This window comes from Kitasatospora sp. NPDC048545 (assembly GCF_040651155.1).
In the GTDB taxonomy this organism is placed as follows: domain Bacteria; phylum Actinomycetota; class Actinomycetes; order Streptomycetales; family Streptomycetaceae; genus Kitasatospora.
Map to the genome: position 1 here is coordinate 34,142 of NZ_JBEZIQ010000061.1, position 22,396 is coordinate 56,537.

A 22,396-nucleotide genomic window follows, 5' to 3' on the forward strand; every position below is an offset into this window, starting at 1 on the left:
TTTCTTGCTGGTCTCGTGGTGGGCGGCCTGTTCAGGTGCGGAGCAGGATGCCGGCGACGGCGGTGGCCTGGGTGAGGGCCGCCGGGGGGTGTGCGTCGGGGAGGCCGATGGCGATGGGAACGGCGAGGCCGTCGAGGAGGGCGCGGATCTGGGTGGCGCGGTCGGCGGCGGGGCCCGGGGTGAAGTGGCCGGTGGCGGTGCCCTTCTCGACGAGGGCGACCAGGTCGGCCTGCCAGGGGGCCTCGATCTCCCGCTGGCCCTGGCGGAGCTCGTCGCTCGCGGGGGAGCGGCCCCACACCTCGACCCAGAGGATCCAGCGCGGGTCGCCGGCGCCCTCGGGCAGGTAGAGGCGCAGGTAGGCGTCGAGGCGCTGCCAGGGGTCGAGGGAATGGTCGGCGAGGGCGTCGCGGCGGCGGGCGCCGAGCTGTTCCTCGCTCCAGCGGAGGGTCTCCAGCAGCAGCTGGTCCTTGCTGCCGAAGTAGTAGAGCAGGTGTCCGGCGCTCATCTGGAGCTGCTTGCCGAGCCCGGCCATGGTGAGCTTGGCGAGCCCGTGTTCGGCGATGGCGGCCCGGGCGGTGGCGAAGACCTCCTCGCGGGGGCGTGCCGGCCGGCGCGGGCGGGGGTCGGCCATGTGCGTTGCTCTCCCTCGGTGGAACGGAGGTTCGAGGCTACCGGGGCGGGGCGGGCCTCCCGCCCCGGTGGCCCCGGTAGCCCCGGTAGCCGCGGGTGTCAGAGCGCCTTCGGCTGCTGCTGGGTGATGCAGTGGATGCCGCCGCCGTTGGCGAAGATCTCGCGGGCGTCCACGAGTTCGACGGTGCGGCCCGGGTAGGCGCGGCCGAGGATGTCGGCGGCCTCCTGGTCGCGCGGGTCGGCGAAGGCGCAGAGGATCACGGCGCCGTTGGCCACGTAGTGGTTGATGTAGGAGTAGTCGACCGGCTCGCCGTCCTCGTCCAGCAGGACGGTGGGGGCGGGCAGTTCGATGACCTCCAGCTGCCGGCCCTGGGCGTCGGTCGAGGCGCGCAGGACGGCGACGAGCTCCTGACAGACCTCGTGGTCCGGGTGGGAGGGGTCGGGCTGGACGTGGGCGACCACGACGCCGGGGCGTACGAAGGAGGCGACGATGTCGATGTGGCCGCGGGTGCCGAACTCGTCGTAGTCGCGGGTGAGTCCGCGCGGCAGCCAGACCGCCTTGGTGGTGCCGAGGAAGGCATGCAGCTCGGCCTCGACCTCCTCCTTGGTCCAGTCGGCGTTGCGGCCCTCGCCGAGCTGCACGGTCTCGGTGACCAGCACCGTGCCCTCGCCGTCGACGTGGATGCCGCCGCCCTCGTTGATCAGGCGGGAGGCGAAGCGCTGGACGTCGGTCAGTTCGGCGATGTGCTCGGCGACGTGCTGGTCCTTGTCCCAGCGGGCCCAGGACTGGGCGCCCCAGCCGTTGAAGATCCAGTCGGCGGCGGCCAGCGAGCCCTTGCCGTCGATCAGGAAGGACGGGCCGATGTCGCGCATCCACGCGTCGTTCAGCGGGCGCTCGACGATCTCGACCCGCTCGGAGACGTACTTGCGGGCCTCCGCGGTCTCACCGGTGTTGACGATCAGCGTCACCGGCTCGTACCGGACGATGGTGTCGGCGACGGCGGCCCAGGCCTCGCGGCCGGCGTGCAGCGCCTCGGGGCTGTCGAAGGTGGGGTTGGTGGTCGGGAAGGCCATCCAGGTGCGGTCGTGCGGGTGCCACTCGGCGGGCATCCGGTAGCCGAGGGAGGCGGGCGTGGGGGTGGTCATCATCGAGTCCTTGGGGGAGACCGGGGGCGATCAGAGGAAGTAGAGGCGGCTGAGCGAGACGCTGTCGGCCGGCTCGGAGCGCAGCGGCGAGCCGTCCAGGGAGACCAGTCCGGTCTCGGTGACTTCGACGTGGCCGACCCGGGCGTTGCGCACCATGTCGCGGGGGCCGATGCCGCGGGTGCCGCGGACGCCGACGCGGCGGCGGCGGGTGGGCAGGCCGTCGGCGGGGCGGTCGAGGTAGGCGCCGTCGGCGGCGGCCTGGGCGACGAAGGCCACCGAGATGTCGGCGGCGGTCGCGCCGTGGGCCCCGAACTGCGGGCCGAGGACGAGGGGTTCGCAGCGGTCGGTGGAGGCGTTGGGGTCGCCGACCACGCCGTACGCGGGGAAGCCGGCCTTGAGGACGAGTTGCGGCTTGGCCCCGAAGTGGTCCGGGCGCCAGAGCACGATGTCGGCGAGCTTGCCGATCTCGATCGAGCCGACCTCGTGGGCGAGGCCGTGGGCGATGGCCGGGTTGATGGTGAGCTTGGCGATGTAGCGCAGTACGCGCTCGTTGTCGTCGCCGCGTTCGGCGGTCCCGTAGGAGCCGCTGCCGTCCATCGGGCCGAGTTCGGCCTTCATCTTGCCGGCCATGGCGAAGGTGCGGCGCACGGTCTCGCCGGCGCGGCCCATGCCCTGGGCGTCGGAGGAGGTGATGCCGATGACCCCGAGGTCGTGCAGCACGTCCTCGGCGCCCATGGTGCCGGCCCGGATGCGGTCGCGGGCCATGGCGGCGTCGCCGGGCAGGTCGACCTTGAGGTCGTGCGCGGAGACGATCATGCCGAAGTGCTCGCCGAGGGCGTCCCGGCCGAACGGCAGCGTCGGGTTGGTGGAGGAGCCGATGACGTTCGGCACGCCCGCCATCTTCAGTACGTTGGGGACGTGTCCGCCGCCGCAGCCCTCGATGTGGAAGGCGTGGATCGTGCGGCCCTCCAGCACCTTGAGGGTGTCCTCGACGGAGAGGCACTCGTTCAACCCGTCGGTGTGCAGGGCGACCTGGACGTCGTACTCCTCGGCGACCCGCAGTGCGGTGTCCAGGGCGCGGGTGTGCGCGCCCATGTCCTCGTGCACCTTGAACCCGGACGCGCCGCCCTCGGCCAGGGCCTCGACCAGTGGCGCCGGGTCGGAGGACGAACCGCGGCCCAGGAAGCCGATGTTGACCGGCCAGGCGTCGAAGGCGTTGAAGGCGTGGCGCAGCGCCCAGGGGGAGTTGACGCCGACGCCCCAGACCGGGCCGAACTCCTGGCCGATGATCGTGGTGACGCCGGAGGCCAGCGAGGCCTCCATGATCCGCGGCGAGAGCAGGTGGACGTGGGTGTCGATGGCGCCGGCGGTGGCGATCATGCCCTCGCCGGAGACGATCGTGGTGCCGGTGCCGACGACGACGTCCACGCCGTCCAGGGTGTCCGGGTTGCCGGCCCGGCCGATCGAGGCGATCCGGCCGCCGATCAGGCCGATCGAGGTCTTGCGGATGCCCTGGACCGCGTCGATCACCAGCACGTTGCTGATGACGACGTCGCAGGTGTCGCGGACGGCGGCGGGCTTGAGGTGCAGGCCGTCCCGGGCGGTCTTGCCGAAGCCGGCCAGGAACTCGTCGCCGGGTGCCTGGGAGTCGGACTCGACGCGGACGATCAGGCCGCTGTCACCGAGCCGGATCCGGTCGCCGGCGCGCGGGCCGTGGACCGAGATGTAGTCGTGCGGGGTGATCGAGGTCACGAGGGCACCTCCGAGTCGTCGAAGCCGGTCAGGTAGCCGGTCGCTCGGGCCTTGGCCAGGGCGGCCTCCTTCGCGCCGGGCGCGTCGAGGGGGCCGTCCACGAGCCCGGCGAAGCCGATCGCGACCCGCGCGCCGCCGATCGGCACCAGGCCGACCTCGACGGTGGCGCCCGGGTCGAAGCGCACCGAGGAGCCGGCCGGGACGGCGAGGTGGGTGCCGTAGGCGGCGGCCCGGTCGAAGGCCAGGCGCGGGTTGGCCTCGAAGAAGTGGAAGTGCGAGGTGACCGAGATCGGCACCTCGGAGGTGTTGTGGACGGGGAGCAGCAGGGTCTCCTCGACCGGGTCGTAGCCGGCGCCGTCGCCGATGAGCGCGCCGCCGGGGGCCTCGTCGCCGAGCGAGCCGGCGCCCTTGAACGGGTCGTTGACGACGGCGAGGCGGGTGCCGTCGTCGAAGACGGCCTCGACCTGGATGACGGTGACCACGTCCGGCACGCCTGGCAGCACGTCGTCGGCGGTCAGCACGGAGCGGCCGGCCTCGATGGCCTCGGCCAGGCGCCGGCCGTCGCGGGCGGCCTCGCAGACGGTGTCCGCGATCAGGGCGGTGGCCTCGGGGATGTTGAGGCGTACGCCCCGGGCTCGGCGGGCGCGGGCCAGCTCGGCTGCTGTGAAGATCAGCAGCCGGTCCCGCTCGGTGGGGGTCAGTCGCACGGTTCCTCGCTCGCGGTCGCCGGGGGTGGGGTGGGGTGGGCGCGGGGCCCGGGGGCTTCCGGGGTGACGTTAGAACGTCGTTCAAACATCTGGGGCCATTGAACCCGGACCGGGGCGCCCTGTCCAGCGTTGCCGGTTCGCGTCGCTTCGGCTTCTCGGGCGGCGGCGGGGGTGAGGACTGCGGGGGCGGGGGTGAGGGCTGCGGCGGCGGGGGAACCCGCCGGCCGGCGGTCCGGGGAGCGGGCGGGAGTGGAGTGGGGGGCGCGTGGTCGGGCGCACGGTTCGGACGGGCGCCGGGTGTGCGCGGGATCGAGAGGTGGCGGGTTCGAAAGCGGCCTCTGCGCTTCGCAAACCCGTCCGGCGCGGGCAGTTGGATCACGCGAACCTCCCCGTGCCCCTTTCACCCCACGTGATCGGACGCACACTGTTGCAAACGCCGTCAACTGGGCATGAGGATGGTGGTCAGATCGAGTGGGCCACCCGGCCGGCGGGGGATCCGGAGGCGGGGGTCCGGATTCCAGGGCGGGGGCATGTGGTGATGGACGGTCAGTCGCGATTCCCACGGCAGCGGACGAGTTCGGGTGACGCCTACCGCTCCGGGCCGGTCCAGGGCGCGGTCGGCGGCACCGGGGCGACCGGTACGACCGGGGCCACCGGAACGCCCGGGGCGGCCGGGGCCGCCGGGGCGACGGGGACGACCCTGCCGGGCACGCCGGCCCCCGGCTGCGCACTGCACCGCCGGCTGCACCTGACGCTCGACCCGGCCGATCTGGTCGCGGTCGGCTCGGTCCGGCGGCGGCTGCGTTCGGCGCTCAGCCACTGGGGGGTGCCGGAGCTCTGTGACACCGCCGAGCTGCTCTCCTCCGAGCTGGTCACCAACGCGCTGCTGCACACCGGCAAGGGTGCGGTCTTCGACGCGGTGCTCGGCACGGACCACCGGCTGCGCATCGAGGTGCAGGACGGCACCAGCAGGCTGCCCGGCCGCCGGCGCGACCCGGAGGCCGAGTACGCGACCTCGGGGCGCGGCCTGATGCTGGTGGAGGCGCTCGCGGACTCCTGGGGCGTGCAGCTGAGAGGCGACGGCAAGGTCACCTGGTTCGAACTCGCGTTGCCCTGAGGCCGGCCCGGTGGTCGTACGATCGTTCGCGGTCGATTGATTCGCCGTCGAAGGAAGCCCTGAACAGAAGGCGGAACCGAAGATTTCCGGCCCGTTGGCATTGCCGCTCGGCGGAACTTTGGCCAGGATGGTGGGAATGTGTGTCCACGTGCGGGAGCAGCGGGGAGACCGTACCTCGACTGACCACCGTCCGTCGGCACCGTCCTATCCAGCACGACCATCACACCGCCACGCGGCCCGTCCGGACGGTCGGCGCGGTCCGCCACGGCAGCGGCAGGAGCAGCATGCCCACTGAGCCCGAGTCGCCGGGGCCGGCGCTCCCTCCCGGCGCGTCCGCCGTCGAGCCGCGAGCCGTGGAGCCCAGAACCGCAGAGCCGCGCACCGTCGACCCGCGCGTCGTCGAACAGTCGACCGCCCCGGACCCGCGGACCCCCGGACAGTCCGTCGCCGGCGCCACCACCGGCGGGACGGGCCGGGCCCGGCCGCCCGCGCAGCAGACCCGGCGGACCCCGGCCGCGCGCCCGTCCCCGAGCCTCGCCGCCGCCCGGCTGGCGCCCGTGCTGTCCGGCGGGCTGCCGCCGGCCTCCGCCGACACCATGCCGGACTGGCTGGAGCCCGCGATGGCCGCCAACGGCATCGGCTCCTTCGACTGGGACATCCGCCGCGACGTCCTGGAGGGCGACCCGCGGGCCTGTGCGATCATCGGCCTGGACGCCCCGGCGCAGGTCCGCTTCGACCGTACGGCCGCCTCCTTCCTGGCCCTGTTGCACCCCGAGGACGCGCCGGTGGTGCGCCGCCGGGTCGAGCGCGCGGTCGCCGAGCTCGGCCAGTGCGGCGCGTACTACCGCACCGTCGGCCCGAACGGCGCCATGCGCGCGGTCCGCTTCCGCGGCCGGGTGCTCGCGGACGCCTTCGGCCGCGCCTCCCGGATGGTCGGCTTCGTCTGGGACGCCACCGTCGAGCTGCACAAGCGCGACCACGCCGACCGGATGGCCCTGCTGCGCGAGGCGCGCTCCCGGTTCATCAAGGAGGCGGCGCGCGCCCTCTCCGAAGCCGTCACCGTCCGTGACGTGGCCCGGGTGTTCACCGAGCTGCCGCTGCCCGGACTGCCGCCGGACGGCCTGGTGCTGGCGTCCTTCGAGGCCGGACGGGCCCGGATCCTCGGCGCCTCCGGCTACCGCACCGACGCGCTGGCGGTCTGGGACCGCACCGTGCTGCCCGCCGGCCACCCGGCCGCCGAGGCGCTGCGGCACCGCGCGCCGGTGTTCGTCTCGACCCGCGAGGAGTTCCGCGACGGCTACCCCGACGTGTGGGAGCCGACCAGCCGCACCGGCCGCGGTTCCTGGGCGTACCTGCCGCTGGTGGCCAGCGGCCGGGCGATCGGCGTCTGCGTGGTCAGCTTCGACGACGAGCGCGAGCTGGACGCGGACGAGCGCACCCTGCTGACCACCCTGGGCGGACTCGTCGCCCAGTCGCTGGCCCGCGCCCGGCTGCACGACGCCGAGCACGAGCTGGCGGCCGGCCTGCAGCGGGTGATGCTGCCGCGGACCGTCCCGTCCGTACCGGGCGTGACCACCGCCGTGCGCTACCTCGCGGCCGGCTCCGGCCTGCAGATCGGCGGAGACTGGTACGACGTGGTGCCGCTGCCCGGCGGGCACGTCGGCCTGGTGATCGGCGACGTCCAGGGCCACGACGTGCACGCCGCCGGGATCATGGGCCAGCTGCGGATCGCGCTGCGCGCCTACGCGGCCGAGGGCCACCCGCCCGCCGCGGTGATGGCCCGCGCCTCCCGCTTCCTCGCCGACCTGGACACCGACCACTTCGCGACCTGCACCTACGCCGAGGTCAACGTGGACTACGGCGTGGTCTACGCGGTCCGGGCCGGCCACCTCGACCCGGTGGTGCGTCGCGCGGACGGTACCGCCGCCGTGGTGCCGGTGGCCGGCGGGCTGCCGCTGGGCATCGACCCGGACGAGGAGTACCGGGTCACCCGGTTCAGCCTGGACCCGGGCGAGACGGTGCTGCTCTGCACCGACGGCCTGGTCGAGGCACGCGGCATGGACCTGGACGAGGGCGTCGCCCGGCTCACCCGGGTGCTCGCCCACCCGCTGCCGCCCGCCGAGCGGGCGGCCCGCGACCCGTTGGAGGAGCTGGCCGACCGGATCGCCTCCCAGGCCGCCGACTCCAGCGAGCGCGAGGACGACATAGCGCTGCTGCTGCTGCGCTGGGACGGACCGGCGGGCGGCCTCGCCGCCCAGCAGCTGCGCCGCCGGATCGGCCAGGCCGACCTGGCGCGGGTCGCCGAGGTGCGGGCCGAGCTGCGCGACGCGCTGCGCCGCTGGGGCGTCGCCGAGTTCATCGACACCGCCGAACTGCTCTCCTCCGAGCTGGTCACCAACGCCATCCGGCACACCGACCGGGACGCCATGTTCACCGCCCGGCTGTACCGGGAGTCCGAGGACGACGGCGGGCGGGCCCGGCTGCGGGTCGAGGTGGAGGACGAGTCGGACCTGTGGCCGACCCGTCGGACGCCGGGGGAGCAGGCCTCCTCGGGGCGCGGGCTGATGCTGGTCGAGGCGCTCGCGGACTCCTGGGGCGTGGAGCCGCGCGGGTCGGGCAAGCGGATGTGGTTCGAGCTCAGCGGTGCGACGGCGGCCTGAGCGCCCTGGTCACCGCCTGAGCGCCGACGCCCCCGTGAGCGTCGGCGCTCAGGGGGCGTCCGGGCCCCGGAGCGTCAGCCGAACTGCTGCTCCAGGTCCTTCAGCTTGCGTTCCAGCGAGTCCAGCCGGGGCAGTGTGACGGTGTCCTCCTCCACGGTCAGGTCGATGGTGCGCCGCTCCGGGCGGGCCGGCAGACCGGGCTGGACGACCGCGCCCTCGGCGGGTTCGACCTCGCGCTGCGCCGCCGAACCGACCTCGCGGGGCGCGGCGGTCCGCTCCACCTCGGGGCGTTCGGCGGTGACCCGTTCGGCGGTGACCCTTTCGGCCCCGGGTTCGTCGGCTATGGCGGGCTCCGAGCCGGACTCCAGCCGGCGTGCGGGGGTGCCGCGGCGCCAGGCGCTGTGGGAGCGGTTGATCGCCCGGATCTCGGCCCGCTCGCGGCGCCCGGCCAGCTTGCGGCGCTCCTTGTCCAGGGCGCGTTCCCGCTTGTCGTCGCGGACCTCGTCCACCGCCTCGTCCAGGCTGCGCACGCCCTCCAGGAGCATCAGCGACCAGGCCGCGTAGGTCTCGCGGGGAGCGCGCAGCCAGCGGACGATGCGGATCTGCGGCAGCGGCCGGGGGACCAGCCCCTGTTCGCGCAGCGCGGCCCGGCGGGTCTGCTTCAGCGCCCGGTCGAACAGGACCGCCGCCGAGAGGGACATGCCGGAGAAGAACTGGGGGGCGCCGGCGTGACCGAAGCCGCGCGGGGCGTGCACCCAGTTGAACCAGGCTGAGGCGCCGGCGAAGACCCAGACCAGCAGCCGCGATCCGAACGCCGCGTCACCGTGGCTGGCCTCGCGGACGGCGAGCACCGAGCAGAACATCGCGGCGCCGTCGAGGCCGAACGGGACGAGGTACTCCCAGCCGCCGGACAGGCCCAGGTTCTGCACGCCGAAGCCGACCAGTCCGTGGAAGGACAGTGCGGCGGCGACCCCGGCACAGCAGAACAACAGTGTGTAGGAGGCGGCGCCGTAGAGGGATTCCTTGCGGCGGCGCCGTTCCTCGGAACGTTCCCAGGAATCCGTGCCCGGGGCGCCGGCGGATCCCCGGTTGCGGAGCAGGGCCACCAGGAGCGCGCTGACCAGCAGCCCCGCGACTCCGGTGACGGCCCACCCGAGCGGTATGTCGGACAATTTCATCGCCGGAACCAGCCTCGCTTTCCTGCGTCGCTTTCCTGCGTCGTGATGGCGGGGACCATCATGGCGGATGCTCGGCGGGCGAATGACCGATTTGCTGTCAATGCGCTGGGGAGAGGGATTTCTGACGTGGCAACAAAAAGATTGTCGGATTAATGCGAAGCAGATTTCTCCTGCAATTCCGGGCTTTCCGGACCCGGTTTCGCACGGGCATTCGTCAACCCCGTGTGACGCGGGGGCAGCCGGTGCACATGTCCTGCGGTTCCGCGGTGTAGACGAGGCAACAGCTGGCCCGGATCCGCTCCACACGCGGAGCGCCGTCGCACCCGGGAGCCGGGGGCGCGAAGCCGGCGCCCGGGGTGAAGGGGCTCGGGGCGGGGGCGGGGCCGCCGGGCGCGCCGGGCGCGCATGCGGGCTCGGCGGGCGCCAGCAGCGCGGACAGCTCGGCGCACGCCCGCTCCACCTCCCCGAGCAGCCCACCCGCGTACCAGAGCCCCTCCACCACGGCGTCCGTCGCCATCGCCCACAGCACCCGCGGCCCGCGCCGCGCCTGCGGGCGGAATGCGGCCAGCACCGGATCGAGGAACCCGCCCAGCGCGCACCGCAGTCCGGCGGCCAGCGCGGCTTCGTCCGGCACCGTGCGGGCCTGCGGGGAGCCGGCCTCCGGGTCGTCCGGCAGGCAGGCGAACTCCGCCGTGCGGACCGTCAGTTCCACCACCCCGGGGCGTCGGCGCAGCGAGACGTCGCCGAGGGCGAGCAGCAGGACGCGTCGTTCCAGGAACCACGGCAGCGTGAACAGCAGTGAGACCGGCCAGACGAACCGGTGCAGCCCGAAGCCGGCCGCGACGTCCGGGCGCAGCGGCCGCCCGTAGCGGGCGAGGCCCTGCCGGGCGTCGTGGGTGATCAGCTCGCGCACCGCCTCGGGGCGGGCGACCAGGTCCGCCGCGGGCAGCCAGCCGCCGCCGCGTCGGGGCGGTGCGCAGCGCACGCTCAGGACGGGGGTGAGCCCGGTCAGCCGGTGGTACGAGGGGGCGCCCGGTGCGGAGAGCGCGGGGGTGGGGACGGGGGCGTGCGTCCCGGTGCTGCGGGGGGCGCGCGGCGCGGGGCCGGGCCGGGTGCTGCTCGCGGTCATGGGCGGGCCCCATCGGGTCGACCGGGCCCGCCCATGGACCGCCCGGCGCCGCCCGGCGGTGGTGTGCCGGGCGCGGCCGGACCGGGGCATGGCGGTGCCCGGGGAACGGCAAGGCGACCCGGCCGGGGCGCTGCCCACCCCAGCCAGGTTAGGCTCACCTTAGCTGATTGTTCCCCGGGTCTCGCTGGCGATGCGCCCGTCCGGGGGAGGCCCCGGCGCGCGGGCGGCGCCCAGCTGGCGCGCGAGCCAGACCGGCACCCCGCCCAGGGCCTGCACCAGCCGGGCAGCCTCGGCGCGCAGTCGCGCGGCCTCGGCCGGCTCGGACACCTCGGCGAGCGCCGCGAGCGCCGGAGCCACCCCCACCGTGAAGCCGAGTTGCTCGCGCAGCCGCAGCGAGGCGTCGAAACCCTCCCGGGCGTTGCTCCGGTCCCCGCCGGAGAGCGCCAGCGCGGCCAGGTGGCGCCAGGTGTACGAGCGCAGCAGTTCGTCCCCGCGCTCACCGGCGCCCTCGTGCGCCCGGCGGTAGGCGATCCAGGCGGCGCTGCGGTCGCGCAGCAGGTTCTCGGCGACCAGCCCGCGCCGGAAGTCCAGTAGCGGCCGGCCGGGAGCGTCCGGCGGCAGCAGGGCCGAGGTGCGGCCGAGCGCGGCCTGCGCCTCGTCCAGCCGGTCCCGCGGGCCGAGCACGCTCGCCACGTACGCCAGGAAACCGCGGGCGCAGGCGGCGCCCGCGCGCTGCTCGGTGCCGGCCGCCAGTGCCTCCGCCAGGCGCAGCGCCTGCTCCGCCTGCGGCCAGTGCGCCGCGGTGAACAGGCACTGCTCGATGAGGAGTTCGGCCCGCCCTAGGGCCGCTGCCGGGTCGTGCTCGGCGGCCGGGCGCAACAGCTCGGCGGCCTCCTGCCAGCACCCCCGGGACCTCAGTCGCCACACGGTGTCGCCCGGCTCCTCCGTTGCCGCCCGCCCCCGCCCGTCCGGGTCGCTCGGGCCCCATCCGTGCTCCGACAACGCCACCTCCTTGTGTGCGCCATCCAGCGGGGCGCGGACCCGCCCCTGGGGCCCTGCCGCCATGACTCGTGCGCATGGCGACGGCAGGGCGAAAGGCCCGCGCTGTGGCGGCAATTCAACACGGGGGTGAGCTTGTGCACCAGATCACGAGCGGAGGTTGTTGCTTTCGGAGGAGAAATGATCTAGAGGGGGGCGGGCGGGGCGGACCGGCGGGGCACCCCGGCGGTCAGGAGGTCCAGCCGGTCTCCATCAGGGCCTCGGCGGCGCCGTTCGCGGGCTGCGGCACACCCGCCAGGTCCAGGCTGAACAGGGCCACCAGCAGCTGCTCGCCGCGCACCGTGGCCTGGTGCGAATAGCCCGCGAGGGTGAACATCGCGGCGGCCATCTCCTCGGCGTGCAGGGTCTGCAGCCACAGGCACTCGACCGACTTCACGTCGGCCGGCTCGGTCCAGGTGTCGACCTGCGCGACCATCCGGCTGCCCAGCAGGGTGACCCCGTCGCGCTCCTGCGCCTCGGTCAGCTCCAGGTCGTCGAAGCCGAGCCACTCCAGGTAGCGGGCGGCGGTGAACACCGCGTCCTGCGAGGTGCGCACCGGGTGCGGACGGAACGGGGCGCGGTGGCGGAACGGACGGGAACGGCTGGCCGAGGTGCCGGGCACCGCGGGCGGGGCGGGCACCGGTGCCCCCATCGGGTGCGCCGGGTGGGGACGGGAGGCCTGCGGACCGGGGGCGGCGAGCGGGCCGGCCGTGCCGCCGCCCAGCCGGGTGGTGCGGTCCACCGGCAACCGGACGGTCGCGCCGCAGTTGCAGGTGAACTCGGGCTGCGGCCACTGGTCGGAGCGGCCGCAGTGCGGGCAGCGCATGCTCAGCCAGGAGTCCTCCCAGGACCGGAAGCGCACCTGCACCGGCACCCCGCCGCGCAGCAGCGGCACCTTGAGCGAGGCCCCGCAGGGACAGGGCAGCGACGGCGGCTCGTACAGGTGCTCGCGGCGGCAGGCGGGGCAGCGGATCGCCCGGGCGCCACCGCCCGCCCCTTGGTGCGTGGGGTCGTGTCCGGTGAAGTCGTCGGGCAGTCCGGCCATCGCGGGCTCCGTCCGTCGGTGTCGGGTGGGTGGGACGATTCCCATGCTCCCCGAAATGTCCGGCGATGGGCGCGGAATGGGGCAATCCTCAGGGACGGATCAGGGACCCCTCACCACCGGGGGCGGCACGCCCTCAGACCGGAGGATGACGGTCAGCCGGCCGACCAGCGGGCCAGGTCGGCGGGGGTGTCCAGATCGTCCGGCACGGCGACGTCGGCACACTCGACCAGGACGACCTCCGGCGCGTGCGCCGCCAGCAGGGCGCGGGCGCCGGCGTCGCCGGAGGCGCCCGCCGCCGCCTCGGCGAAGTACCGCGCGCCGATCAGCACCGGGTGGCCGCGCCGCCCGCCGTAGGCCGCCGCGGCCAGCCCGGCGCCCGCCCGGTGCGCGGCCAGCAGCCGGGCGACGGCGGCCGGGGTGACGCCCGGAGTGTCCACCAGCATCACGAGCACCGCCGTGGCCCGCGGCGGGAGCGCGGCCAGGCCGGCCCGCAGCGAGGAACCCATGCCGCCCGCCCAGTCCGGGTTGGCCACCAGACGGCAGCCCGGCAGGTGGGCGGTGGCCCGGACCCGGTCGCCCGCCGCGCCCAGCACCACCGTGACGTCCGCGCAGCCGCCGGCCCGGACCACCGCCACTGCGTGCTCCACCAGTGACCGGCCCCCGTACCGGATCAGTGCCTTGGGCCGCCCGCCGAGGCGCCGGCCGCCCCCGGCGGCGAGCACGAGGGCGGCGACCGGGGCGGGCCCGGCGGACGTCGGCGCAGTCTGCATGGGCCCAGCCTGCCGGTACCGGGCGGGGTCGCGCATTGTGTGAATCCACAAGGGGACGCCGCAGGTGGCGGCCGCTCCCCGGCGGTTCGGCCGCTGGTCCTGCGGGCCCCCGCCGCCTGTACTGGGGCGATGAACACCGCACCGCGCCCGCTGGTGGACCGTTTCGGCCGGGTCCACACCGATCTGCGGGTCTCGTTGACCGACCGCTGCAACCTGCGCTGCACCTACTGCATGCCGGCGGAGGGGCTCGACTGGCTCGCCCGGGACTCGGCGCTGGGCGACGACGAGGTGGTGCGGCTGGTTCGGATCGCCGCGGAGCGGCTCGGCATCGCGTCGGTGCGGCTGACCGGCGGGGAGCCGCTGCTGCGCCGCGGGCTGCCGGGGCTGGTCGGACGGCTGGCCGGACTCGGGGTCGACCTCTCGCTGACCACCAACGGGATCGGTCTGGCGCGCACGGCCGTCGCGCTGCGCGCGGCGGGGTTGCGGCGGGTGAACGTCAGCCTGGACACATTGCGTCCGGAGCGGTTCGCGGCGATCACCCGGCGGGACCGGATCGGTGACGTGTTCGCGGGCCTGGCGGCGGCGAAGGCGGCGGGGCTGGGACCGGTGAAGGTCAACGCCGTGCCGGTGCGCGGGGTGAACGAGGACGAGATCGTCCCGCTGGCCGCGTTCGCCGTGGAGCACGGGTACCTGATGCGGTTCATCGAGTCCATGCCGCTGGACGCGCAGGGGGCGTGGGACCGGGCCGCGATGGTGACGGCGGAGGAGGTCCTGGCCGCGCTCGCGGAGCGGTTCGACCTGGTGCCGGTGGGACGGCACGGCAGCGCCCCGGCGGAGGAGTGGCGGATCGCGGGCACGGACGCGGTGGTCGGGGTGATCGCCTCCGTCACCCGGCCGTTCTGCGGCGGCTGCGACCGGGTCCGGCTGACCGCCGACGGGCAGCTGCGCAACTGCCTGTTCGCGACGGAGGAGTCCGACCTGCGGGCGCTGCTGCGCGACGGGGCGGACGACGCGGCGATCGAGGCGGCCTGGCGGGCGTCGGTGGCGGGCAAGGGGCCGGGACACGCCATCGGGAGCGCGGGCTTCGTCCGGCCGGACCGCCCGATGTCCGCGATCGGCGGCTGACGCCCCGCGGCAGGCAGCAGGCGGAGCGAGGACAGGCCGCGGGAACGAGGCCGGACCGGCCGCCTGGCTCCCCGCCGACCCCGAGATCCGCTGCGCGTACGCGGTACGCTTCGCCCAGATATCGCTGAAGTACCGGCTGCCGGTCACCGAGGCCGACAAGAAGGCCATGGTGCAGCAGTGCGGCGGCTGACGGAACGTTACGGCCGAGCCGTGCGAGCGGCGCAGGACGTCCCTGGTGCGCCCCCGGGTGCGGGGCCGTTGCGGGCCGGATGGTATTCGTGGGCGGTGGCCCCGATGATCTCCAGGTATCTCCGAACCCCCCGGCTCCCCCGGCGCACCCTGTCCGCCCTCGCGCTCGGCACCGCCCTCGCCCTGCTGAGCGGCTGCACCGGCTCCGGCGGCGCCGGTCGAACGGCCACCCGGCCGCCGCTCGACGACCTGGTCACCGCGACCACCGCCCCGGCCCTGCGCGCGCTCTACAACCAGCGGATCGACTGGCAGGCGTGCCCCGGGGACGCCGACGGCCAGGACGGACCGGGCATCGAGTGCGCCACCCTCACCGTGCCGCTGGACTACGCCGACCCCGGCGGCCGCACCACCGGCGTCGCCCTCGCCCGGATGCCCGCCGCCGAACCGGACAAGCGGATCGGCGCCCTCATGGTCAACCCCGGCGGACCCGGCAACTCCGGCGTCAGGATGATCCGCGAGGACTGGCAGAGCTTCCAGGGGGCGCCGCACGACCGCTTCGACCTGGTCGGCTTCGACCCGCGCGGTGCCGGGAACACCGCGCCCGTCCAGTGCCTCGACGACCACGCCCGCGACCAGTGGAACGCCAGCGACGACCCGGCCTACGACCGCGGCCGGGTCCTCGCCGACGCCTGCCGGGCCGCCCACGCCGACCTGCTCCCGCACCTCGGCACCCGCGACACCGCCCGCGACCTCGACGTGCTGCGCGGCGCCCTCGGCGAACGCAAGCTGGACTTCATCGGCTTCTCCTACGGCACCCTCCTCGGCGCGCTCTACGCCGAGGAGTTCCCCAACCGCACCGGCCGGCTCGTGCTCGACGGCGCCGTCGAACACGGCACCGACCCGATGCGCCTCGACGTCGAACAGGCCGTCGCCGGCGAGGTCGCGCTCCGGGCCTTCGCCTCCGCCTGGGCCACCGACGACGGAAGCGACTGCCCGTTCGGCGCCGACCCGGACACCGCCCCGAAACGCCTCGCCGACTTCCTCGACGGCCTGCGCACCCGCCCGATGCGCGGCTCCGACGGCCGCACCCTCACCGCCGCCCTCGCCTGGGCCGCCGCCCTCAACGTGCTCTACGACGGCCACCGCTCCTGGTACCGCCTGCAGGAGGCCCTCACCCCGGCCGTCAAGCGGCGGAACGCCGACGCGCTGCTCGCACTCGCCGACAACGCCAACGGCCGCGACGAGAACGGCCACTACGAGACCGCGGCGGACGCCTTCGCGGCCATCTCCTGCGCGGACCTCCCGGCGCTCACCGACGCACAGCTGAGCGGCGCCCTCACCGACCTCGCGGCCCAGGCGCCGCTGACCAGCCGGCATAACCCCGTCGCCACCCTGCTCGCCCCGGACTGCCGCTCCTGGCCCTACCGTTCGACCGAACACCCGCACCCGGTCCTGGCACCCGGCAGCGCCCCGGTCCTGGTGATCGGCTCGACCGGGGACCCGGTCACCCCGTACGCGTGGTCGCAGCGGCTGGCCGCCGGGCTGGAGAACGGCGTGCTGCTCACCCGCGAGGGCGACGGGCACACCGCGTACGACAAGAGCACCTGCGTGCGGACGGCCGTCGCCGCGTTCCTGGTGGACGGCCGGCTGCCGACGGCGGGCACGCACTGCCCGTCCGACTGAGCCCTCCCCTCACCGGCGGTCGGCGGCTGGCGGCAAGGGGAAAGGGGGGCGTACCGCGTTCGCGCGGTACGCCCCCCTCGGGGTCGGGCGGGATCAGGAGGTCGGGGCCGTCAGGTCGTAGAAGGTGGCCGAGCCGACCGTCTTGGCGGTGAAGTGGGCGGCCACCCAGGACTCGATCCGGGTGTTCTCCGACTCCTGGCGCTCACCGCCGCCCGTCCGGTCGGACGTCCCGCCGCCCGCGCCGCCGAAGCCGCCACGGGAGCCGCCGGCGATGAACCAGTGGACCTTGCCCTCCTGGACGTACTTCTGGAAGCCCGCCAGGCTCAGCGAGGGGTCGGTGCCGTTGAAGCCGCCGAGAGCCATCACCGGTTCGTCGGTGGCGAGCTGGTAGCTCGCCGCGTTCTGCGAGCCGACGGTGGCCGCCGCCCAGGTGTAGTGGTCGGCGTCCGCCTTGAGCAGGGAGGCGGCCTCGTCGGTCACCTTGGTGCCGCCGAGCAGGCCGCCCATGCCGCCGCCGCCCATGCCGCCACCGCCCATGCCGCCGGGGAAGCCCCCGCCGTTGCCGCCGGTGCCGCCGCCGGGGAAGGCGCCGTTGCCGCCGTTGGCACCGTTTCCGCCGTCGGTCCCGCGCTCGTGGCGGCCGTTCGTGTGGTCGGAGCCGGAGCCGGAGCCGGAGCCGTTGCCCGAGCCGCTTCCCGTACCGCCCGGGAAGCCCCCGCCCGGGAAGCCCCCGCCGGGGAACCCGCCGCCGGGGAAGCCCCCGCCGTTCTGCCCGCGCGATCCCTGGCCGCCGGGGAAGCCCTGCTGGCCGCCCTGACCGCCCTGGCCGAACCCGTGGCCGTTGCCGCCGCCCGGGAAGCCCTTGGCGCCACCCTTGCGTCCGCCGCCGCCCGGCCCGAACACGCCCTGCACGCCCGGTCCGGCGGTCACGATCGAGCCGGTGTGCGCCGTGCCGACGGTGTCCACCGCGTACGCCGCCGGACCGCCGAGCGCCGCCGCCAGGCCCACCAGGCCCGCCACCGAGGCGATCCGCGCGCCGGTCCGGCCGGAGGCCCGTCCGACGACCTGTCCGCCGACCAGCGCGGCCGCCGCGACCAGCCCGCCGACCAGCACCGCCCAACGCAGCCACGGCAGGAAGTCCGAGCTGCGGCCGAGCAGCACGAACGCCCAGACCGCCGTCACCGCCAGCGTCCCGGCCAGCACCAGCGCCCACGGCAGCCGGTGCCGCGCCCGCCACAGCCCGTCCACGCCCATGCCGACCAGCGCCGCGACGGCCGGGGCCAGCGCCACCGTGTAGTACTGGTGGAAGATCCCGGACATGAAGCTGAAGATCAGCGCGGTGGAGAGCAGCCAGCCGCCCCAGACCAGGAACGCCGCCCGGGCGCTGTCGGTCCGCGCGTAGCGGCGGGTCGCCCAGAGGCCGACCACCAGCAGGATCAGCGCCGCCGGAATCAGCCAGGCGATCTGCCCTCCGACGTCGGTGCCGAACATCCGGGTCAGGCCGGTCTGGCCCCAGCCGCGGCCGCCGCCGGGCATCGCCCCGCCCGGCAGGTCCATCCCGGCCGGGAGCCGCCCGCCGCCGCCCACGCTGCCGCGCTCGTTGCCGTCCACCCGGCCGAGGCCGTTGTAGCCGAAGGTCAGCGACAGGAAGCTGTTGTCCTGCGAGCCGCCGACGTACGGGCGGGCCGACGCAGGCATCAGCTCGACGATCGCGACCCACCAGCCGCCCGAGACCACCAGGGCCACGCCCGCCAGCAGGGTCTGCCGCACCCGCCGCCAGAAGCCGGTCGGCGCCACGACCAGGTAGATCACCGCGAAGCCGGGCAGGATCAGGAACGCCGCCAGCGTCTTGGTGAGGAAGGCGAGGCCGAACATCACCCCGGTGAACAGCAGCCACCGGGTGCCGGCCGCCTCGATCGCCCGCACCATCCCGTAGGCGGCCAGGGTCAGCAGCAGCACCAGCAGCGCGTCCGGGTTGTTGAACCGGAACATCAGCGCCGCCACCGGGGTGAGCGCCAGCGCTGCGCCCGCCAGCAGACCGCCGAGCGGGGAGAAGCGGCGGCGCACCGTCGCGTACAGCACCCCGACGGTGGCCGCGCCCATCAGCGCCTGCGGGGCCAGCACCGACCAGGAGGACAGGCCGAAGACCCGTGCCGAGAGCACCATCGGCCACAGCGAGGCCGGGGGTTTGTCGACGGTGATGAAGTTCCCGGCGTCGGAGGAGCCGAAGAAGAAGGCCTTCCAGCTCTGGGTGCCGGCCTGGACGGCGGCCGAATAGAAGGCGTTGGCCCAGCCGGAGGCGCTCAGACCCCACAGGTAGAGGACGGCGGTCGCGGCCAGCAGCGCCAGCAGGGCCGGGCGCACCCAGCGCGGGTCGTCCGCGCGCCCGCGCCAGGCGCGGGCCGGGAGGGTGCGCAGCCGGCCGGACCAGGAGGCCGGCCCCTTCGGTCCGGCGGGTGGCAGGGGCTGCTCGGGGAAGAGCGGTGCCGGGGCCGGCCGGTCGGGGTCGGGCTGCGGCGCCTCCGGCGGCGGGAAGTCCGAGGCCTCGGGCCACGGGTCGCCGGCCGAAGGGGAGTAGCTGCTCGTGGTCATGCGCCATACGGTGCGTGGCGCGACTGAGAGAACCGTGAGACGGGGCTGTGAGACGGGTGTGATCTGCCCGTCTGCTTCCCGGTTCGCGGGATTCGCGGCTTTCCGGCTTCAGGCTTCCCGGTTACGCGGCGGCGGGCATCGTGATGTGCTTGCCCAGCCACTCCAGGGCCGGGGGGATCTCCCGGGTCCAGGTGTGGAAGTTGTGGCCGGCGGTGTCCAGGGTGATCGTGGACATCTTGGTGGGGGCCTTGAAGGCGGCGACCATGGCCTTGGTCTCGTCGTAGTTGTTCTCGTCGTAGGCGCTGGTCAGCAGCAGCGAGACCGGGGCGGCCGGCTGGTTCTTCAGCCGCCACAGCAGGTCGTTCTCCTGCTTCAGCTGGGCACTGCCGCCGAACAGGTCGCCGGTGGTCTCGTCGTGGGCGGCGCTGTAGTAGCCGGAGAGCGCGATCGCCGCGGGGTAGGAGTCGGGCTTGCGCAGCGCGAACTTGAGCGCGCAGTAGCCGCCGGTGGAGTTGCCGATCACGGCCCGGTTGGCCGGGTCGGTGCCGATCCGGTACGTCGTGGCGAGGGCCTTGGGCAGGTCGCTGGTGAAGAACGTCTCCACCTGCGGGCCGTTCGGCACGTCGACGCACTCGGTGTCCCGGTTGCCGACGAGCGTGGGCCGGGCCATCACCAGGATGGTCGGCGGCAGCTTCTTCTGCTCGATCGCGGCGAGGGTCGACGCCGGGTACTGCATCAGGGAGATCAGCTTCTCCGGGATGCCCGGGTAGCCGGTGAGCACCAGGGCCATCGGGAACCGCTGCTTGGTGAAGTCCGGCTGGAAGTACTGCGGCGGCAGGTAGACGTAGGCCTCGGTGCTCAGACCGCTGCCCGCTCCTTTGATGGCGACCTGCTGGATCATCCCGGAGCGCTCCGGGTCCGAGCCCTGGGAGGAGTAGAACTTCTGCTCACCGGTGACGGCGACGCCGGAGGCGTTCGGGGTGTGGTCGACCACCGTGCCCAGCTTTCCGCTGGTGCCGAGCAGGTCGGTCCAGGAGCTGTAGAAGCCGAAGTAGCTGTTGGCGATCAGACCCATCGCGACCAGCACCGAGACCTGGGCGGCCAGGAAGGCGCCGAGCCGGCCCAACCAGGACTTCCAGCCCTTGCCGCCGAACCGCGGCCAGAGCCACATGGTGGCGGCGAAGACGGCGATCGCGATGACCGAGGCGACGATCTGGAGGGGGAGGCCGGTGAGACTGAGCACGTGCCCGATCGTAGTTGACCCTGACGGGCGAGCCGGGGCGGGCCCTTCCGATGATCGTACTGGCCCTGTTGACCGGTGTGGTTCGTACTCGGCACCATGTCCGTTCGTGTGCGCGTGGGGAGCGCGTGCCGGATGACAACAGGGGTGGGGCCGTGAAGTCCATGGGGTCCGTGTTCAGGTCCGGTCCGGTCGTCGGCGGGGTGCTGCTGCTCGCCGGGTGCTCGGGCGGCGGGGGCGGTGGGGGCGGCGGGACGGCCGCGACGAGTGCCACGGCGACGCCGTACGGCACGACGCTCGACCAGGTCCTCGCGCCGGTGAACACCGGTTTGGGGAAGGCGGCGGCGGCCACGACCACCTTCGAGCTGGACACCGCCCTCGCCGGTGTCGAGTCCAACATCGGCCGTGCCGTCCGGAACCTGAACGCCGTCACCGCACCGGCCGGCGCCGACCCGGCCCGCACCGATCTCGTGAACGGCCTGACCGCGCTCGCCTCCGAGTCGTCGGCGCTCCGCGGTGACGTCCTCAACCACAAGGTCTGCACCGTCGGGGCCGCCCAGGCGAGTCTCGGCGCCGGTCCCGGGATGGCGGCGGTCTCGGCCGCCCTCGCCGAGCTGACCGCCGCCGGCTACCAGCCGGCGCTCGTCGTCCCGCAGTTGCCCAAGCCGCATCCGCAGGCGCGGGCACTGGAGAACGGCACGCCGGTCCGCGACGGCGGGAAGGGCGGTAAGCGTGCCCTGAAGGTCGTCAATGACAACGGTCCGGCGGACGCGGTCTTCACGATCGCCCAGGACGGGAAGGCGGTCGCCTCGGTGTACGCGGCCAAGGGGAAGAGCACCACCATCGAGGGCATCAAGGACGGTGCGTACGACGTCTACGTCGCCACCGGGGCGGACTGGGACTCCGATGTGAAGCAGTTCACCCAGGACTGCCGGTACGTCAAGTTCCGTGAGAAGTATGCGTTCCCGAACCCGGAGACCGGGACCGGCTGGGTGTTCGACCTCACGCCGGTGCGTGGTGAAGGGGGCGCCCCGATCGAGGGCCAGACCGCGAACTCCGCTCCGCAGCCGTAGCGCGTAACGGGCATACCGGGACGGGTGGTTACCGCCGGGTGGCACAACAGGCGATGAGGAGTGGCGAGTTCGTCCAGAACGGTTGACCCTTTGAAGTGGCCATGGCACTTTCGTGCGGCGCGGGCCTCGGCGACCAGTCGTACACCCCGCGATCCCCCACAAGGAGAGCCATGTTCAAGAGACTTGTCGCGGTGGCCGGCACGAGCGCCGTCGTCGCGGGCGGGCTGGCCTTCGCGGCCGCCCCCGCGCACGCCGTTCAGGCGGCCGACCTGACGAGCACCATCGCCCTGAGCAACTGCTCCGCCTCGCTGGTCCGTTACCCCACCTCGGTGGCCGGCGACCGGGCGCTGATGCTCACCAACGGCCACTGCCTGCCGACCATGCCCTCGGCCGGCCAGGTCATCCAGAACGTCAGCGCCAGCCGTAGCGGCACCCTGCTCGACGGTGCCGGCAACAGCCTGGGCACCGTCCAGGCCGACAAGGTGCTCTACGCGACGATGACCGGAACCGACGTCGCGCTCTACCAACTCACCGACACCTACGGGTCGATCACCTCCAAGTACGGCGCCACCGCGCTGACCGTCAGCGACACGCACCCGACCGACGGCGCCGCGATGTACATCCCGTCCTCGTACTGGAAGCAGGTCTGGAACTGCTCCGTCAACGGGTTCGTGCCCACCCTCCGCGAGGACGAGTGGACCTGGCACGACTCGCTGCGCTACAGCTCCGGCTGCAACACCACGCACGGCACCTCCGGTTCGCCGATCATCGACTCCGCCAGCGGGCGGATCATCGGCATCAACAACACCGGCAACGACGACGGCGCGATGTGCACCCTCAACAACCCGTGCGAGGTGGCCGCCGACGGCACCACCAAGGCCGTCAAGGGCCAGAGCTACGGCGAGGAGACCTACTGGTTCACCACCTGCCTGAACTCCACCCGGGCCATCGACCTCAACGTGGCCGGCTGCCTGCTCACCAAGCCGGCCGGCAGCGGCGCGGTCTCGGTGACCAGCCCCGGTGACCAGTCGACCGCCGTCGGCGGTTCGGTGAGCCTGCAGATCGGCGCGTCCGGCGGCACGGCTCCGCTGTCGTACTCGGCGACGGGTCTGCCGGCCGGTCTGGCGATCAACGCCTCGACGGGTGCGATCACCGGTTCGCCGACCGCGGCGGGCACCTCGAACGTGACCGTGACGGTCAAGGACTCGGCGGGCAAGACCGGTTCGACGAGCTTCACCTGGACCGTGACCACGGGTGGCGGCGGTGGCTGCACCCCGGCGCAGCTGCTGGGCAACCAGGGCTTCGAGACCGGTTCGGCGGCG

At 74.2% G+C, this 22,396-nt stretch carries 17 protein-coding genes and 1 pseudogene; 7 read left to right on the forward strand and 11 right to left on the reverse strand.

Going from position 1 to position 22,396, the window contains the following annotated elements; translation table 11 throughout:
* Window positions 1-31: 31 nt before the first annotated feature.
* The 4 genes from AB0D10_RS37955 to AB0D10_RS37970 form a co-directional block, all read right to left on the reverse strand.
* Window positions 32-631, reverse strand: coding sequence for a TetR/AcrR family transcriptional regulator (locus tag AB0D10_RS37955; protein ID WP_360264884.1), 600 nt, complete (start codon window positions 629-631; stop codon window positions 32-34).
* Window positions 632-729: 98 nt separating this feature from the next.
* Window positions 730-1,779, reverse strand: a complete 1,050-nt coding sequence (locus AB0D10_RS37960) for an agmatine deiminase family protein (RefSeq protein ID WP_360264887.1) — start codon at window positions 1,777-1,779, stop codon at window positions 730-732.
* A 27-nt stretch (window positions 1,780-1,806) separates the two neighbouring features.
* Complete coding sequence (locus AB0D10_RS37965; RefSeq protein WP_360264942.1) at window positions 1,807-3,519, reverse strand: urease subunit alpha; 1,713 nt, start codon at window positions 3,517-3,519, stop codon at window positions 1,807-1,809.
* 5 nt (window positions 3,520-3,524) lie between these two features.
* Window positions 3,525-4,235, reverse strand: coding sequence for an urease subunit gamma (locus AB0D10_RS37970; RefSeq protein ID WP_360264890.1), 711 nt, complete (start codon window positions 4,233-4,235; stop codon window positions 3,525-3,527).
* 538 nt (window positions 4,236-4,773) lie between these two features.
* On the opposite strand from AB0D10_RS37970, the gene AB0D10_RS37975 reads away from it, so the two are divergent.
* Complete coding sequence (locus tag AB0D10_RS37975; protein WP_360264893.1) at window positions 4,774-5,352, forward strand: ATP-binding protein; 579 nt, start codon at window positions 4,774-4,776, stop codon at window positions 5,350-5,352.
* Window positions 5,353-5,636: 284 nt separating this feature from the next.
* The gene (locus AB0D10_RS37980; RefSeq protein ID WP_360264896.1) at window positions 5,637-8,012 is read left to right on the forward strand and encodes a SpoIIE family protein phosphatase; all 2,376 of its coding nucleotides are present in this window, start codon (window positions 5,637-5,639) and stop codon (window positions 8,010-8,012) included.
* A 74-nt stretch (window positions 8,013-8,086) separates the two neighbouring features.
* Here AB0D10_RS37980 and AB0D10_RS37985 read toward each other — a convergent pair whose 3' ends face one another.
* The 5 genes from AB0D10_RS37985 to AB0D10_RS38005 all read right to left on the reverse strand — a co-directional run bounded on the left by AB0D10_RS37985 (window position 8,087) and on the right by AB0D10_RS38005 (window position 13,172).
* The gene (locus tag AB0D10_RS37985) at window positions 8,087-9,190 is read right to left on the reverse strand and encodes a DUF2637 domain-containing protein (protein ID WP_360264899.1); all 1,104 of its coding nucleotides are present in this window, start codon (window positions 9,188-9,190) and stop codon (window positions 8,087-8,089) included.
* A 214-nt stretch (window positions 9,191-9,404) separates the two neighbouring features.
* The gene (locus AB0D10_RS37990) at window positions 9,405-10,319 is read right to left on the reverse strand and encodes a (2Fe-2S)-binding protein (RefSeq protein WP_360264901.1); all 915 of its coding nucleotides are present in this window, start codon (window positions 10,317-10,319) and stop codon (window positions 9,405-9,407) included.
* Between the two features lie 159 nt (window positions 10,320-10,478).
* Window positions 10,479-11,321: a hypothetical protein gene (locus AB0D10_RS37995; RefSeq protein ID WP_360264904.1), complete on the reverse strand. Its 843-nt coding sequence runs from the start codon at window positions 11,319-11,321 to the stop codon at window positions 10,479-10,481.
* Between the two features lie 226 nt (window positions 11,322-11,547).
* Window positions 11,548-12,402, reverse strand: a complete 855-nt coding sequence (locus tag AB0D10_RS38000; RefSeq protein ID WP_360264907.1) for a hypothetical protein — start codon at window positions 12,400-12,402, stop codon at window positions 11,548-11,550.
* 152 nt (window positions 12,403-12,554) lie between these two features.
* Window positions 12,555-13,172 carry an NTP transferase domain-containing protein gene (locus tag AB0D10_RS38005; RefSeq protein ID WP_360264910.1) on the reverse strand — a complete coding sequence of 206 codons (618 nt, stop codon included), beginning with the start codon at window positions 13,170-13,172 and terminating at the stop codon, window positions 12,555-12,557.
* 129 nt (window positions 13,173-13,301) lie between these two features.
* On the opposite strand from AB0D10_RS38005, the gene moaA reads away from it, so the two are divergent.
* From moaA to AB0D10_RS38020, 3 genes and pseudogenes are all read left to right on the forward strand, one after another.
* On the forward strand, window positions 13,302-14,297 hold the full coding sequence (gene moaA, locus AB0D10_RS38010) for a GTP 3',8-cyclase MoaA (protein ID WP_360264913.1): 996 nt from the start codon (window positions 13,302-13,304) through the stop codon (window positions 14,295-14,297).
* Between the two features lie 46 nt (window positions 14,298-14,343).
* Window positions 14,344-14,487 (forward strand): annotated as a pseudogene (locus tag AB0D10_RS38015) (HNH endonuclease); the annotation flags it as partial.
* A 104-nt stretch (window positions 14,488-14,591) separates the two neighbouring features.
* Window positions 14,592-16,169: an alpha/beta hydrolase gene (locus tag AB0D10_RS38020; RefSeq protein WP_360264916.1), complete on the forward strand. Its 1,578-nt coding sequence runs from the start codon at window positions 14,592-14,594 to the stop codon at window positions 16,167-16,169.
* Window positions 16,170-16,262: 93 nt separating this feature from the next.
* On the opposite strand, the gene AB0D10_RS38025 is transcribed toward AB0D10_RS38020, so the two are convergent.
* Window positions 16,263-18,761 carry a glycosyltransferase family 39 protein gene (locus tag AB0D10_RS38025; protein ID WP_360264919.1) on the reverse strand — a complete coding sequence of 833 codons (2,499 nt, stop codon included), beginning with the start codon at window positions 18,759-18,761 and terminating at the stop codon, window positions 16,263-16,265.
* A 121-nt stretch (window positions 18,762-18,882) separates the two neighbouring features.
* Complete coding sequence (locus AB0D10_RS38030; protein ID WP_360264922.1) at window positions 18,883-20,004, reverse strand: alpha/beta hydrolase-fold protein; 1,122 nt, start codon at window positions 20,002-20,004, stop codon at window positions 18,883-18,885.
* A gap of 170 nt (window positions 20,005-20,174) precedes the next feature.
* Between AB0D10_RS38030 and AB0D10_RS38035 the strand changes: the two genes are divergently transcribed.
* A complete protein-coding gene (locus AB0D10_RS38035; protein WP_360264924.1) occupies window positions 20,175-21,074 on the forward strand; it encodes a hypothetical protein in 900 nt (299 codons plus the stop codon).
* Between the two features lie 170 nt (window positions 21,075-21,244).
* The coding region (locus tag AB0D10_RS38040) for a putative Ig domain-containing protein (protein WP_360264927.1) at window positions 21,245-22,396 on the forward strand (1,152 nt) is incomplete at its 3' end.